Source organism: Robertmurraya phoenicis (genome assembly GCF_047302285.1).
GTDB lineage: Bacteria > Bacillota > Bacilli > Bacillales > Cytobacillaceae > Robertmurraya.
Genome location: NZ_CP154845.1, coordinates 2,931,886 through 2,947,891, shown reverse-complemented (window position 1 = coordinate 2,947,891; position 16,006 = coordinate 2,931,886). Strand labels below are relative to the sequence as shown.

Here is a 16,006-nt window from a genome sequence, read left to right as displayed (position 1 = left end):
ATTGAATAACCCCCTTATTATCGCCCTTGATTTTCCGAATAAGAATGAGGTAATCCAATTTTTACATCAGTTTCAGGACGAGAAGCTTTTTGTAAAGGTTGGCATGGAGCTTTTTTATCAGGAAGGTCCTCAAATCATCCAAGAAATAAAAGAAAAAGAGCATCAAATTTTTCTCGATTTGAAGCTACATGATATCCCAAACACTGTGTACAGTGCGATGAAAGGGTTAGCGAAATTAGGCTGTGACCTTGTCAACGTTCATGCGGCAGGGGGAAAAGAAATGATGATGGCTGCTCTTGAAGGATTGGAGGCTGGAACGAAGGCTGGAGAGAAGAGACCATCTTGCATTGCTGTCACTCAGTTAACAAGTACATCAGAACAGCAAATGAAAAGCGAGCAACTTATTGAAGCGACACTTCAGGAATCTGTACTTCATTATTCCCTAATTGCACAGGAATCTGGAATCGATGGAGTCGTTTGTTCATCCCATGAAGTGGCCATGATTCGCCAGCATCTAGGAAATGAATTTCTAACGGTGACCCCAGGAATTCGCTTAGGTTCTGATCTTGTGCGGGACCAAAAAAGGGTGGCGACACCTGATGAAGCAAGGGCAGCCGGTGTTTCGGCAATCGTTGTTGGACGTGGAATTACGAAGGCGGAAGATCCATTCAAAAGCTATCAAGCTTACAAACAATCATGGGAAGGTGTACGAGTATGAAAAAAATCATCGCTGAAAGATTACTAGAAATAGAAGCAGTTGCCTTAAAACCTGACGAACCTTTTACTTGGTCCTCTGGTCTTAAGTCACCGATTTACTGTGACAATCGTTTAACCCTATCTTATCCCCATGTTCGGAAAGAAATTGCAATTGGATTGAAAGAGTTAATTGTGGAGAAATTCCCTACTGCTGAACTTGTAGCAGGTACGGCAACCGCAGGAATTCCCCATGCAGCATGGGTAAGTGACTTACTTGACCTTCCAATGTGCTATGTACGTTCAAAGGCAAAGGGTCATGGAAAAGGAAAGCAAATTGAAGGTAAAGCAGTAGAAGGACAAAAAGTGGTCGTCGTAGAAGATTTGATTTCTACTGGTGGAAGCGTCATTACTGCAGTTGCCGCATTGAGAGAGGCAGGCTGTGAAGTTTTAGGAGTCGTATCCATTTTTACTTATGAACTAGAAAAAGGGAAAGAACTCCTTGCGGAAGCAAACATTACGGCTTATTCTCTGTCTGACTTCTCAACCTTAATCGGAGTAGCAGAAGAAAAAGGCCATATACAAGAGAAGGATTTAGCAAGCCTAGCAGAATGGAAAAAGGACCCAGCTGGGTGGGGGAAAGTGCATCAATAATGAATGAAGACAGGCAAGTGCCTGTCTTCTATTTTTTCAATCGTAACACTGTATCTTCCTCTGGTGTCACATACACCGTTTGCTGATTGTCGTATATAACATAGCCAGGCTTTGCACCACTTGGCTTCTTGACGTGGCGAATTTGCGTAAAATCAACAGGGACAGAACTAGAACTTCTCGCTTTACTAAAATAGGCCGAGAGCTGAGCCGCTTCAAGAATCGTCTCTTTAGAAGGATTTGCACTTCGAATGACCACATGGGAACCAGGAATATCCTTCGTATGGAGCCAAATTTCGTCCTTACCGGCTACTTTATTCGTTAAATAATCATTTTGCTTATTATTTTTGCCGACGAGAATTTCTGTTCCGTCTGTAGACGTGTATTTTTCCAAAATGGGCTTGGCATTTTTACTATTTTTGTTGCCTTTCTTTTGCCGATCCCGTAAGTAGCCACCTTCAATCAGTTCCTCGCGGATTTCAGAGATGTCCTTTGTTGAGGCTGTTTCGACTTGCTGTAGGAGAGAATCGAAATAGGCAACCTCTTCCTTTGCTTTTTCCAATTGTTCACTTGCCATCACGAGAGCTGTTTTGGCTTTCTGATATCGGGTGAAAAATCTCTGCGCGTTTTCAGATGGGGTCTTCTGCGGATTTAATGGGATCATAACCGTTCCACTATTCTCATCATAATAATTGATGACCTCGATTTCCTTCATTCCTTTTTCAAGGGCATAAAGATTAGCTGTTAATAATTCACCGTAAAGTTGATGCTGGCTCGCATTCTTCGCTTCATCGATCGTAGCTTGAAGCTTTTTAATTTTCTTTTCATTTTTATCTTTTTCATTCAAAATGAATCTCTCTAAATCAGTGGCTTGCTGCTTCACTCTGTCTCGATCTGCTTTACCGAAATAATAGCGGTCGAGTAGATCACTTAAGGAATCATAGCTTTTGCTTTCTCCATTCAAGTGTTCGAGTGGGAAGAGATAAAAGAATTCCTTCTTATCCTTCATCGTAATCGCTGGCTCGTAGCGATACTCTTCTATTTTGCTTAACACTTCTACGAACGCTTTTGGAATCGTCGCTCTATTGGCGATTCCCGCATGAAACACAATCTCTTTCGCAAGTAGAGGAGAAATTCCGGCGAATTGTTCAACGAGTTGCTTATCCAATTTACCAGCATTAAAGTCTAATTTTCTTAAAATATCTTCCTCTGTTGCTTCCAGTGGATTTTCCTTGTTTTGCACAGGAGGAGCGATATATTCCTGTCCTGGCATGATCGCTCTATGGCTGTTTACCGCGTAAGAGATATGCTTGATGCTGTCTAGAATCATATTTCTCGTCTTATCTACTAAAATAATATTGCTATGCCGCCCCATAATCTCGACAATTAATTGCTTTGAAGAAATATCCCCAATCTCATTTCGTCCTTTTACGTCAAAGACAATGATCCGATCCATTCCGACTTGATGAATATCCTCTAGAATGAAACCTTCGAGATGTTTTCTAAGGAGCATACAAAACATCGGTGGCTCATTTGGATTTTCATAGCTTTCATTCGTTAATTGAGCCCTCGCATAGCTCGGATGAACGGAAATAAGCAATTTGTGATTCTTTCCGTTGGCACGAATGATTAAGACAATTTCATTTTTAAAAGGTTGATGTATTTTATTGATTCTTCCTCCTTTTAAAAGGGAAGAAAATTCATGCGTAATCGCTCTTGTAAAAACACCGTCAAATGACATATGTAACATCCTCTTCTTTCTAAAATCTCATCCTTAATCATAGCCTATTTTTAAGGAAAAAACGAATCTGGATGTCTTGTCCTTAAACTCTCGTAACCACTTTAACCTGATCCCCAAACGGAATCTTTAATTCAAAATGCCGGAAACAGTAGTTTTTTTCTCTTCTCAAATTTGAGTTTATTGTAGCATTTTTTAGGACGAGTCTGAATAAGCTTTCTTTAGAGTGAGTTTGCATTCTATCACAAATATAAACAGTGATTTGAAAGGCTACACAACGCTGGAGGAGGAGTGAAATGGTCGGATGAAGTACCATGAGATGAAAGAACAAGATATTGAAAAGGTCTTGAATACCGACTTTTCTAACGGTCTATCAAGTAATGATGCGAGGAAACGAATGAAACAGCAAGGGTATAATGAATTAGATGAAGGAGAAAAGCAGTCGGCATTACTTTTATTTTTTAGTCAATTTAAGGATTTTATGGTTCTTGTTCTATTAGGGGCTGTCTTAATTTCCGGATTGTTAGGAGAATATATCGATGCGATTGCTATTATTGCCATCGTCATCATTAATGGTTTTCTAGGCTTTTTTCAGGAGAGGAAAGCGGAGAAATCATTACAAGCGTTAAAAGAACTGTCTGCACCACATGTGATGGTCTTGAGAGACGGTGAATGGGTGAAGATCCCCTCAAAGGAACTTGTTCCAGGGGATGTCGTTAAATTTACCTCCGGGGACAGAATTGGTGCAGATGTAAGAGTAATAGAATCAAAAAGTTTGGAAATTGAAGAATCTGCCTTAACAGGTGAATCTCTTCCAGTATCAAAAACAACGGAAGTGATTGGAAAAGAGAATATTGGTATTGGTGATATGGAAAACATGGCCTTTATGGGCACAATGGTGACGAGAGGTTCAGGGATTGGGGTTGTCGTCGGTACTGGTATGAAGACAGCAATGGGCCAGATTGCAGACCTGTTGCAAAATGCGGAGACGATGATTACGCCATTACAAAGAAAGCTTCAGCAACTCGGAAAAATCCTCATCATTGTAGCCTTATTACTTACTGTTTTAGTCGTTCTTGTTGGAGTCATCCAAGGACATGATCTTTATACGATGTTTTTAGCAGGTGTTTCACTAGCGGTTGCAGCTATTCCAGAGGGTCTGCCAGCTATCGTGACCGTTGCACTTTCACTGGGAGTCCAACGGATGATTAAGAAAAATGCAATCGTTCGAAAGCTCCCGGCTGTAGAAACATTAGGCTGTGCGTCTGTCATTTGTTCTGATAAAACGGGTACGATGACGCAAAACAAGATGACTGTTACCCATCTTTGGAGTGGAGGGACTACTTGGAGAGTAGATGGAGTAGGCTATGATCCACATGGAAGCTTCTACCGAGGTGGGCAAGAGAGACCAGAAGATGTGAGCCGAGAAAAATCGATCCAACAAATGCTCATGTTCGGAATGATCTGTAATCATGCGACATTAAAGAAAAAGGAAAAAAATGAATATATGGTTGATGGCGATCCAACCGAAGGAGCCTTGCTCGTAGCGGCAATGAAGGCAGGCTACAATCGTGAAAGCCTATTAAAGCAATTTAAGATTGTACAAGAGTTTCCATTCGATTCCACTAGAAAGCTAATGTCTATCATTATAAAGGATCAAAATGGGCGTCAATTTATTGTGACAAAAGGTGCCCCAGACGTGATGGTCGGTATTAGCGAATTGATTCTTTGGGAGGGAAAACGTCAGATTTTATCTACAGACAGAAAAAATGATGTGCAGGCAGCAATCGATGAATTAGCTTCAAATGCACTGCGAACGATTGCGATCGGATTTAAAGAAATACCCGCCAAAACAATGATTCTAGATGAAAAGGAAGCGGAGAAAGCTTTAACCTTTATTGGGTTACAAGGGATGATCGACCCTCCAAGACCTGAGGTGAAAAAAGCGGTTAAAGAGTGTAAGGAAGCGGGAATTAAAACAGTCATGATTACTGGAGATCATGTAATTACAGCAAAGGCCATTGCCACCCAATTGGGAATCCTTACGAAAAATATGAGAGTGTTAGATGGAAATGCCTTATCCAAAATGTCGATAGAAGAGTTAGAAGATGTGGTAGACGATGTGGCTGTTTTCGCTCGCGTATCACCTGAGCATAAGTTAAAAATTGTTCGTGCTTTCCAAAATCGAGGACATATTGTGGCCATGACAGGGGATGGAGTCAATGATGCACCTGCCATTAAGACTGCTGATATTGGAGTAGCGATGGGGGTAACAGGAACAGATGTGGCAAAGGAAGCCTCAGCTCTGGTACTATTAGATGACAACTTTGCAACAATTAAAGCGGCCATTAAGGAAGGGCGCAATATTTATGAAAATGTCCGCAAATTTATTCGTTACTTATTAGCGTCAAATGTCGGTGAAATTCTTGTTATGCTCTTTGCCATGCTTTTGGCATTACCGTTACCACTCGTTCCTATCCAAATTCTCTGGGTTAATCTCGTCACGGATGGCTTACCAGCAATGGCTTTAGGTCTTGATCAGCCAGAAGGGGATGTGATGAAGCGGAAACCGAGGGATCCAAGAGAAGGAATTTTTGCTAGGGGCTTAGGGTGGAAGGTCGTCTCGCGTGGTTTCTTAATTGGTGTTGCTACATTGATTGCCTTTATGATAGCGCATAATGAAAATCCAGACCATTTAGCTTACGCACAAACAGTAGCTTTTGCTACGTTAGTTATGGCACAGCTAATTCATGTATTTGATTGTCGGAGTGATAAATCGATTTTTGCCCGCAATCCTTTCGGAAATATGTATTTAGTTTGGTCTGTTATTTCATCCGTTGCTTTAATGTTTGTCGTCATCTATTACCCACCATTACAACCGATATTTCATACCGTTCCAATTTTAGCAAAGGACTGGATTATGATTCTTGGTTTAGCAGCGGCTCCAACTTTTTTACTGGCGGGAACATTTTTGGCAAGAAAAAGAAAGTAAACTATGTTATAATCCAAAAGGTAATAGAGCGCTGGCTCTATTACCTTTTTCAATGGGCTATTTTTGTTAATAGACTTTATAGTGAAGACAGATGTATTCAATATCAAAAATTGGGTGTGTTACGATGATCGTGAGCATGACAGGCTTTGGCCGTAGTAAAGCAGAACTCGAAACATGTTCTGTGACAGTGGAAATAAAAGCTGTTAATCATCGGTTTCAAGAGTTCAATATACGAATGCCTAGACAGCTATTAGTGATCGAGGACAAAATCAAGAAAAAAATTGCTGAGCAAGTTACGAGGGGCCGAATTGAAGTATTTGTTACCCTTGAGGGTACGGGACATTCATCTTCTAATGTAGTGGTAGATTGGCAACTACTTGATCAATATGTTCAATCGATTAAAGCGATTCAGGATAAGTATGAGTTTGCAAATTCAATTTCTTTACAGGATATTCTCCAAAGAGACGACTTTATTTCGATTGATGAAGATCATGGAGGAAACGCAGAACTAGAACAGCTTGTACTTGATGCAATCGAAAATGCAGCGTTGCAACTGAAGCAAATGCGTATCATTGAAGGGAAGGTCCTTGAAAGCGATGTACATAAACAATTGAGTGTCTTAAGTGAAAAAGTCACTCTCCTAAGAGAACATGCTCCAAAAGTTGTCAAGCTCTATGCAGATAGATTGAAGAAGAGAATGGAAGAATTCACCAATGGTTTTATAGATGAAGCGAGAATGGTCAATGAAATCGCCATTTTTGCAGATAAGGCAGATATAAATGAAGAATTGACTAGATTAGAAAGTCATATTAGTCAATTTCAAAAAATCACGAAATTAGCTGAACCGATTGGACGTAAATTGGATTTTCTCCTCCAAGAAATGAATCGTGAGGTGAACACGATAGGTTCAAAAGCAAATGACTCTAGCATCGCTAGAGAAGTGGTCGAAATGAAAAGCTTGCTCGAAAAAATGAAAGAGCAAGTTCAAAATATAGAATAGTCCTAGTTTAGAAATAGGCTAGCAAGGTAAAAATAAATAACTGAATTATGGAGGGGAAGCATGTCAATCAAATTAATTAATATCGGCTTTGGAAACATTGTTTCTGCAAACCGAATCATTTCAATAGTTAGTCCAGAGTCAGCTCCGATAAAAAGAATTATTCAGGATGCGAGAGACCGAGGTGTGCTCATTGATGCCACTTATGGAAGAAGGACTCGAGCAGTTATTGTGATGGATAGTGACCATGTGATTCTTTCAGCGGTTCAGCCCGAAACGGTAGCAGCCCGTCTGAATGACCGTGATGAAATTATGGATGAAGGGTAGGTACATTTCATGCAAGAAAAGGGGTTATTAATTGTCTTATCTGGACCCTCTGGAGTCGGGAAAGGTACCGTTAGAAAGGAAATTTTTTCGCAAGAGGACACAGCGTTTGAATACTCCATCTCCATGACCACGCGTTTACCTAGACATGGAGAAGTGAATGGTGTCGACTATTTCTTCAAGACAAGAAAAGAATTTGAAGAGCTTATTACGCAAGGTAAGCTCCTTGAATATGCAGAGTTTGTTGGCAATTATTATGGTACACCTGTAGATTATGTCAGAGAGACATTAGATAGAGGAAAAGATGTTTTTCTAGAAATTGAGGTTGAGGGTGCGAAGCAGGTTCGAGAAAAATTTCCGGATGGTTTGTTTATTTTCCTAGTCCCTCCAAGCCTTTCAGAGTTAAAAAATCGCATTGTCACCCGAGGAACTGAATCTGAGGAAGTGATCAATAATCGCATGAATACGGCTAAAGAAGAAATTGAAATGATGCATTTATATGATTATGTCGTAGAAAATGATAAAGTAGAGAACGCGGTAGAGAAAATTAAAGCAATTGTCATTGCTGAGCATCTCCGTAGAGAGCGCGTTGAGCCCAAATATAAAAGAATGCTGGAGGTAAATTAATATGTTATACCCATCAATAGACTCACTATTAACAAAAATCGATTCCAAGTACTCATTAGTATCAGTAGCTGCTAAAAGAGCTCGTCGTTTATCGCAAGATGCACAGCCATACTTAACAAAGTATGTTTCCCATAAACCAGTTGGGAAGGCGTTAGAAGAGATTCATGCGGATGAGCTGACATTCCGTATTGTGAATCACGAAGGCTCTTATTCAGACGAATAAATTGTTGGAACGACAACCTAGAAATAGGTTGTTTTTTATTTCAAAGGTAAATGTGTAATACGAACACTTGTAAGGTTTTATAGCGATTTCGGTTATAAAAGATGCAATAAAACGACAATTCTTGCATAATGGAAGAAAGAGATTGCGTTTTTGAGGGGGAACAATACATGTTAGATGGAAAAAAAGTTTTGCTATGTGTAACAGGCGGAATAGCAGTATATAAAGCGGCGGCTTTAACGAGTAAGCTTACACAGGCGGGAGCACAGGTGAAGGTAATTCTCAGTGATTCAGCGGTGAAGTTCGTGACTCCATTGACCTTTCAAGCGTTATCACGCAATGACGTATACATAGATACTTTTGACGAAAAAGATTCAAAGGTGATAGCTCATATCGATTTAGCAGACTGGGCAGATTTAGTCTTGATTGCCCCTGCTACTGCCAACATTATTGGAAAAATGGCCAATGGTATCGCTGATAATATGATCTCGACAACACTTTTAGCGACGACATCTCCAGTTTGGGTAGCTCCAGCAATGAATGTCCATATGTATGAGCACCCTGCTGTCAAAAAAAACATCGAAACGCTACATAGTTTTGGCTATCAATTTATTGAGCCAAGTGAAGGTTACTTAGCGTGCGGATATGTTGGAAAGGGGCGTCTGGAGGAACCAGAGAGAATTGTTGAATTAATAGAGGCCTATTTTCAGCCACAACCAGTGATTCTGAGTGGAAAAAAAATCGTGGTAACTGCTGGTCCAACCCGAGAAAAAATTGATCCGGTTCGATTTATTACGAATCACTCTAGTGGAAAAATGGGCTACGCCCTTGCAGAACAAGCTATTCGTTTAGGGGCAGAGGTGGTCTTAATTTCAGGACCTGTATCTTTACAACCACCAAGAGGGGCTAAAGTTATCCAAGTTGAAAGTGCGGAAGATATGTTTCATGCAGTGATGGCTGAATATGGTTCAGCTGACATCGTCATTAAAACAGCGGCAGTCGCTGATTATCGTCCAAAGATATCTTATGATGAAAAGGTGAAGAAGAAAGACGGGGAAGAAGTCCTTGAATTAGAGAGGACAAAAGATATTTTACTGCAATTAGGAAAAGAGAAAAAAGAGCAAATTCTCATCGGCTTTGCGGCGGAAACAAGCCGAGTCGAGGATTATGCACGGACAAAGCTTGAAAAGAAAAATGCTGATATGATTGTTGCGAACAATGTGAAGGTGTCGGGAGCAGGTTTTGCAACAGACACGAATATCGTCACCATTTATAAGCGAGATGGTTCAAGCATAGAACTTCCAATGATGTCAAAACAGGATGTTGCGAGAAGAATTTTAATAGAAGCGAGTCAATTCTTAAAGGGTGACGATAAATAATGATTGCTAAAGTGATAGTGGATGTGCCAGCCAAACAAACGGATCGTGCCTTTGATTACAAAATTCCTGAGGCTTTAGAAGATGTGATAAAACCTGGGATGAGGGTCGTAGTTCCATTTGGACCAAGGACGATCCAAGGCTTTGTTGTAGAGTTAAGCGAGAACTCATCCTTTGCGGAGTTAAAAGAAATCGTTGAACCAATGGATCTAGCTCCTGTCTTAAATCAAGAGTTACTGAAACTCGGAGATTGGTTAACAGCTCAAACCCTTTCTTATAAAATTTCTGCCTTTCAGGTAATGCTCCCTGCAGCTTTAAAGGCAAAATATGAAAAAAAAATTAGAAGACTTTCTCCAATTGAAAGCTTACCGGCGAAAATACAGCCGCTATTTCAACACGATGACATGATATTGTGGAGTGAGGCTGTTGGTTTTCTAAGTGCTTTGCAAAAGGAAGCGGCAAAGGGGAATGTTGAGGTTATTTATGAAGTAAAGGAACGCGTGAAGAAAAAAAAGTTAAAATATGTTTCTCCTGTTTTGGATAAGGAAGGGCTTCAACATGCAAAAGAAAGTTTAGTGGCAACTGCAGAAAAACAACGGCATCTCATTGAGCATTTTATCGACAAGCCTGAAGCAATAGAACTCCGTCAAATTCAAACACTCCTTAATATTTCCTCTCAAACGATTAAAAGTCTTGTTAAAAAGGGAATTTTAGAAGAAAAGGACGTCGAAGTGTATCGGGATCCATTCGAAGATCGAGTATTTGCCAAAACCGCCCCTTTCCCATTAACGAATGAACAAGAGAATGCCATCGCTCCTATTTTAGCTACCATTGAAGAAGAGCTACAAAAGGTTTTTTTATTGTATGGTGTAACAGGTAGTGGAAAAACGGAAATTTATTTGCAGTCGATCCAGCGAGTGTTAGAGAAAGGCAAAGAAGCGATTGTATTAGTCCCTGAAATCTCTTTGACACCGCAAATGGTGAAAAGATTCAAGGGGAGATTTGGCGATGCGGTGGCTGTTCTCCATAGTGGGCTATCTTCAGGAGAAAAATATGATGAATGGCGGAGAATCGAACGTAAGGAAGTAAAAGTAGTCGTTGGGGCCAGATCGGCTATATTTGCACCATTTGAACATTTAGGGATTATTATTATTGATGAAGAGCATGAGACGAGTTATAAGCAGGAAGATAATCCGCGTTATCATGCTAGAGATGTGGCAATTGAACGTTCCCTTTATCATCAATGTCCAGTCATTTTAGGAAGTGCAACACCGACATTAGAAACATTTGCCCGCGCGCAAAAAGGGGTATATGAGCTATTAACATTACCTAAAAGAATGAATAATCAATCATTGCCTTCCGTGCAAATCGTCGACATGAGAGAAGAGCTTAGAGATGGGAATCGTTCTATGTTTTCAAGAGCTTTGATCGAAGGTCTGAAAGAGCGACTTGAAAAAAAACAACAGATTGTTCTCTTTTTAAACAAAAGGGGTCACTCTTCTTTTGTTATGTGTCGCGATTGTGGCTATGTTGTCAATTGCCCGAATTGTGATATTTCCCTTACATACCACCGCTTTAATCAGCAAATGAAATGCCATTATTGCGGCTATGAAGCCTCTGTTCCGCATCGCTGTCCTGAATGTAATAGTGAGCATATACGTTATTTCGGAACAGGGACGCAGAAGGTTGAAGAGGAGCTTGGAAAAGTATTGCCAGAGGCAAGAGTGATAAGAATGGATGTAGATACGACGAGTCGAAAGGGTTCGCATGAACGTTTGTTAACTGAATTCGAAGAAGGAAAAGCTGATATCCTTCTTGGTACACAAATGATTGCTAAGGGTCTAGACTTTCCCAATATTACGCTGGTCGGTGTTCTTTCTGCTGATACAATGTTGCATTTGCCAGACTTTCGTTCTTCCGAAAAAACCTTTCAGCTTTTAACACAAGTTAGTGGAAGAGCAGGGAGGCATGAGCTGCCTGGAGAAGTCATTATTCAGACATACACGCCAGAGCATTATAGTATTGAATTGGCTTCTGAGCAAAATTTTGATCGCTTTTTTGAAAGGGAAATGATGGTTCGTAAATCCCATCAATATCCACCTTATTATTATATTGCCCTGATCACGGTTTCCCATGAAAACGTAGCAATGGTAGCTTCTACAACAGACAAGATTGCGAAGTTCGTCCAATCCAAGCTTTCGAGAGAATCTCATGTCCTTGGTCCTGTTGCTTCACCGATCTCCCGGATCAAAAATAGATATCGCTATCAATGTTTGATAAAATACAAACGTGAACCAGAATTAAACAAAACATTAAAGACGGTGCTCGAGCATTACCAACAAGATATCGTCTCAAAAGGTTTGCAAATTTCGATTGATGTAAATCCATATATTTTAATGTAATCAGGTTGTTAAAAAAGTTTTACGAGAAATGAATCGTTAATGGAGGAAATGATTTGACTGTAAAAGCCATTGTGACATATCCTGCTGAAATATTGGAGCAGGAATGTGAGCCAGTAAAGGTATTTGATAAAAAATTAGCAAAGTTATTGAATGATATGTATGAAACGATGATTGAATTTGATGGCGTTGGACTTGCTGCACCGCAAATAGGTGTGAACAAGCAAATCGCAATTGTTGATATAGATGATGATACAGGCACAATTGAACTGATTAACCCAGAAATTCTTGAAACATCTGGAGAACAAAATGGCGTGGAAGGGTGCCTGAGTTTTCCTGGTCTTTATGGGGAAGTTGCGAGACCCTATTACGTAAAGGTTAAAGCCCTTGATCGTAAAGGCAAGCCGTTCGTATTTGAAGCAGAAGACTATTTAGCTCGTGCAATACAGCATGAAATTGATCATCTGCATGGAATCTTATTTACGTCAAAAGTTAGTCGATATTTAGAAGAAGAAGAGTTAGAGGAAGTGGAGCAAAATGACTAAAATCGTTTTTATGGGAACACCAGATTTTTCTGTTCCTGTTTTACAACAAATTATTGAAGATGGCTTTGAAGTGATTGGAGTGGTGACACAGCCAGATCGTCCTGTAGGAAGAAAAAAAGTGTTAACTCCACCACCGGTTAAAGTTGAAGCTGAAAAACATGGAATCCCTGTTTTTCAGCCAGAAAAAATTCGCCAAAGGGAAGCATTAGAACCCATTTTGGCACTTCATCCTGATTTGATCGTAACCGCAGCATTTGGGCAAATTTTACCGAAGGAATTACTAGATGCCCCGAAGTTTGGCTGTATCAATGTCCATGCTTCCCTATTACCAGAATTAAGAGGTGGCGCTCCCATGCATTATGCAATCGTGCAAGGGAAAGAGAAGACAGGGATTACGATTATGTATATGGTAGAAAAACTTGATGCTGGAGATATGCTAACTCAAGTAGAGGTTCCAATTACAGAAACAGATACGGTTGGCACATTGCATGACAAACTAAGTGCGGCAGGTGCAAAACTACTATCGGAAACCTTACCAAAGCTTTTGAAGGGGGAATTAAAGGCAACTCCTCAAAAGGAAGAAGAAGCGACCTTTGCTTATACGATCAAACGAGAGCAAGAGAAGATTGATTGGACGAAAACAGGAGAAGCTATTTATAACCATGTAAGAGGATTTAATCCATGGCCGGTTGCGTATACGACACATTTTGGAGCCGTTATGAAAATTTGGTGGGTTGAAAAACATCGTACTTCTTCGACGAAACAACCAGGTGAGGTCATCGCAATAGAAGAGGATGGATTCATTGTCGCAACAGGTAATGAAACAGCTGTGAAAATCATCGAGCTCCAACCATCCGGAAAAAAACGAATGCAAGCTAGCGATTTTTTAAGAGGGGCGAAGCTAGCCGTTGGAGACAGATTAGGAGAATAGAATGAGTCAGCAAAACAATGTAAGAGAAGGTGCACTGAGGATTTTAGAACAGATTGAGAAAAATCAATCTTACAGCAATCTTCTATTAAATAATGAGATCAAGAAAAATCAAATCAATCCTAAGGATATCGGACTATTAACCGAATTAGTATATGGAACATTACAGCGAAGAATGACACTAGACTTTTACTTACAACCTTTTTTAAAAAAAGCTCGTAAATTAGAGTCATGGGTTCGGCAATTATTGAGATTGACCGTTTATCAAATGGTCTATCTAGATAAAATTCCCGACCGTGCTGCTATATTTGAGGCTGTTGAAATTGCGAAAAGACGCGGTCATCAAGGTATTGCAAGTCAGGTCAATGGAGTATTAAGGTCGATTCAAAGAGCGGGAGCTCCAAATCTGGAAGAGATCAGTGACTTAAACGAACGCCTCTCGATTAGCACAAGTCATCCGTTATGGTTAGTGGAAAGATGGGTCAACCAACTAGGCTATGAGCGCGCAAAAGAAATGTGTGAAATGAATTTAACAGCACCGCTCCAAACAGCGCGTATCAATACGACAAAAACAAATCGGGAAACTTGTATCAAAATGCTTCAGGAGGAAGGTTATCAAGTTGAAGCAAGTTCTGTTATTCCTGAAGCCATCAGATGCTTAAAAGGAAATTTAGCTAACTCACAAGTCTTTAAGGACGGACTTTTAACGATTCAAGATGAAAGTTCGATGATCGTTGCTTATGCATTAGGTGTTCAACAAAATGAAGAAGTGCTGGATGCCTGCGCAGCTCCCGGGGGGAAAACGACTCATATTGCAGAAAAGCTTAACCAAACAGGCAAGGTCTTTTCATTAGACCTTCATGAACATAAAGTAAAGCTCATCGCTCAAAATGCAAGTCGTCTAGAATTAACAAATATTGAGACAAAAGCATTGGATAGTCGTAAAGTGGGAGAGCATTTCCAAAAAGAAAGCTTTGATCGCATTCTCCTTGATGCACCTTGCTCAGGATTCGGAGTCATGAGAAGAAAACCAGATATGAAATACACGAAAAAAGAAACAGATGTCGATCAACTTCAACGGATTCAGTTGGAGCTTTTGAAATCTGTCACACCTTTATTGAAAAAAGGTGGTATTCTTGTTTATAGTACATGTACAGTGGATGAAACTGAGAATGGTGCTGTCGTCGAAAAGTTTTTGAGTGAGAATAAAGAGTTTATTGGAGATATCGGACTAAAAGAACGACTTCCAGAAGCAATCCAACCGCTTTGTCATGATTTCACGCTGCAAATTTTACCGCAGGATTTTGGCTCGGACGGATTTTATATTGCGGCAATTCAGAAGACTTAATTTGAAATAACCGTTTATTGTTGACAATAAACAGAAACAATGTTGATGTATAGGCATAGAAAGAAGGTGTAGGAAATGGAACAAACAACAAGAGTGAAAAAACAAACAACGGATCAGAAACCATCCATATATTCCTTACAATTAGATGAGTTGAAAGAATGGTTAGTAGAAAGAAATGAAAAAGGATTTAGAGGGGAACAAATTTTTGATTGGCTTTATACAAAAAGAATTACCACATTTGAGGATATGACCAATCTCTCAAAAGGTTTACGAGAAAAGCTTGCTGAGCATTTCACGATTACGACTTTAAATACGCTCATTCAGCAAACTTCGACCGATGGAACGATTAAATTCCTCTTTGAGCTTCATGACGGATTTTCGATTGAGACCGTCCTCATGAGACATGAGTATGGGAATTCCGTTTGCGTCACTACTCAAGTAGGCTGTAGAATTGGTTGTACATTTTGCGCATCCACCCTTGGTGGTTTAAAAAGGAATTTAGAAGCAGGAGAAATTGTTTCCCAAGTCGTTAAGGTACAACAAGCACTAGATGAAACAGATGAGCGTGTCAGCTCTGTCGTTATTATGGGAATTGGAGAACCGTTCGATAATTTTGACTCCATGATGTCATTCTTAAAGATTATCAATCATGACAAAGGCTTAAATATTGGTGCCCGTCATATTACGGTTTCAACAAGTGGAATCATACCCAAGATCTATAAATTTGCTGATGAAAATTTACAAATTAACTTTGCGATATCTCTTCATGCTCCAAATACGGAGATCAGAAGTAAATTAATGCCGATTAATCGTGCTTATAAGCTCCCAGATTTAATGGAAGCTGTTAAGTATTATATTAATAAAACAGGGCGTAGAGTTAGCTTTGAGTATGGTCTCTTTGGTGGAGTAAATGACCAAGTGGAGCATGCAGAAGAGCTTGCAAAACTGATAAAAGGAATCAAGTGTCATGTCAACTTAATTCCTGTTAATTACGTGCCTGAGAGAGATTATGTGAGAACTCCGAAGGAACAAATTTTCTTATTTGAAAAAACATTAAAGCAGCATGGTGTCAACGTAACGATAAGAAGAGAACAAGGGCATGATATTGATGCTGCATGTGGACAACTACGTGCAAAGGAGCGAAAAGAGGAGACGAGGTGACTGGTAA

Annotated in this window: 14 protein-coding genes; 13 read left to right on the top strand and 1 reads right to left on the bottom strand. The window is 39.9% G+C overall.

Annotation, left to right across the window (positions count from 1 at the left end):
- Position 1: 1 nt before the first annotated feature.
- Positions 2-718, top strand: a complete 717-nt coding sequence (gene pyrF, locus AA0X71_RS14735; protein WP_413356056.1) for an orotidine-5'-phosphate decarboxylase — start codon at positions 2-4, stop codon at positions 716-718.
- Complete coding sequence (gene pyrE, locus AA0X71_RS14730; RefSeq protein ID WP_413356055.1) at positions 715-1,347, top strand: orotate phosphoribosyltransferase; 633 nt, start codon at positions 715-717, stop codon at positions 1,345-1,347. The genes pyrF and pyrE overlap by 4 nt, the downstream gene beginning before the upstream one ends.
- A gap of 28 nt (positions 1,348-1,375) precedes the next feature.
- Here pyrE and AA0X71_RS14725 read toward each other — a convergent pair whose 3' ends face one another.
- On the bottom strand, positions 1,376-3,085 hold the full coding sequence (locus AA0X71_RS14725) for an NFACT family protein (protein WP_413356054.1): 1,710 nt from the start codon (positions 3,083-3,085) through the stop codon (positions 1,376-1,378).
- A gap of 301 nt (positions 3,086-3,386) precedes the next feature.
- On the opposite strand from AA0X71_RS14725, the gene AA0X71_RS14720 reads away from it, so the two are divergent.
- The 11 genes from AA0X71_RS14720 (at position 3,387) to rlmN (ending at position 15,999) form a co-directional block, all read left to right on the top strand.
- Entirely contained in the window at positions 3,387-6,074 is a 2,688-nt protein-coding gene (locus AA0X71_RS14720) for a calcium-translocating P-type ATPase, SERCA-type (protein ID WP_413356053.1), read from the top strand.
- 124 nt (positions 6,075-6,198) lie between these two features.
- Entirely contained in the window at positions 6,199-7,074 is an 876-nt protein-coding gene (locus tag AA0X71_RS14715) for a YicC/YloC family endoribonuclease (protein WP_413356052.1), read from the top strand.
- 60 nt (positions 7,075-7,134) lie between these two features.
- Positions 7,135-7,398 (top strand): extracellular matrix/biofilm regulator RemA, encoded by a 264-nt coding sequence (gene remA / locus AA0X71_RS14710; RefSeq protein WP_095307958.1) that lies wholly within the window; start codon positions 7,135-7,137, stop codon positions 7,396-7,398.
- Between the two features lie 9 nt (positions 7,399-7,407).
- Positions 7,408-8,022: a guanylate kinase gene (gene gmk / locus AA0X71_RS14705; protein ID WP_413356051.1), complete on the top strand. Its 615-nt coding sequence runs from the start codon at positions 7,408-7,410 to the stop codon at positions 8,020-8,022.
- A gap of 1 nt (position 8,023) precedes the next feature.
- Complete coding sequence (gene rpoZ, locus AA0X71_RS14700; RefSeq protein WP_413356050.1) at positions 8,024-8,245, top strand: DNA-directed RNA polymerase subunit omega; 222 nt, start codon at positions 8,024-8,026, stop codon at positions 8,243-8,245.
- Positions 8,246-8,412: 167 nt separating this feature from the next.
- Entirely contained in the window at positions 8,413-9,621 is a 1,209-nt protein-coding gene (gene coaBC, locus AA0X71_RS14695) for a bifunctional phosphopantothenoylcysteine decarboxylase/phosphopantothenate--cysteine ligase CoaBC (protein ID WP_413356049.1), read from the top strand.
- Complete coding sequence (gene priA / locus AA0X71_RS14690) at positions 9,618-12,020, top strand: primosomal protein N' (protein WP_413362611.1); 2,403 nt, start codon at positions 9,618-9,620, stop codon at positions 12,018-12,020. Before coaBC ends, priA begins: the two co-directional genes overlap by 4 nt.
- 53 nt (positions 12,021-12,073) lie before the next feature.
- Entirely contained in the window at positions 12,074-12,562 is a 489-nt protein-coding gene (gene def, locus AA0X71_RS14685) for a peptide deformylase (RefSeq protein ID WP_019152836.1), read from the top strand.
- Complete coding sequence (gene fmt, locus AA0X71_RS14680) at positions 12,555-13,493, top strand: methionyl-tRNA formyltransferase (RefSeq protein ID WP_413356048.1); 939 nt, start codon at positions 12,555-12,557, stop codon at positions 13,491-13,493. The genes def and fmt overlap by 8 nt, the downstream gene beginning before the upstream one ends.
- A gap of 1 nt (position 13,494) precedes the next feature.
- The gene (rsmB, locus tag AA0X71_RS14675; RefSeq protein WP_413356047.1) at positions 13,495-14,838 is read left to right on the top strand and encodes a 16S rRNA (cytosine(967)-C(5))-methyltransferase RsmB; all 1,344 of its coding nucleotides are present in this window, start codon (positions 13,495-13,497) and stop codon (positions 14,836-14,838) included.
- Positions 14,839-14,913: 75 nt separating this feature from the next.
- Positions 14,914-15,999, top strand: coding sequence for a 23S rRNA (adenine(2503)-C(2))-methyltransferase RlmN (gene rlmN, locus AA0X71_RS14670; protein WP_413356046.1), 1,086 nt, complete (start codon positions 14,914-14,916; stop codon positions 15,997-15,999).
- The last annotated feature ends 7 nt before the right edge of the window (positions 16,000-16,006 follow it).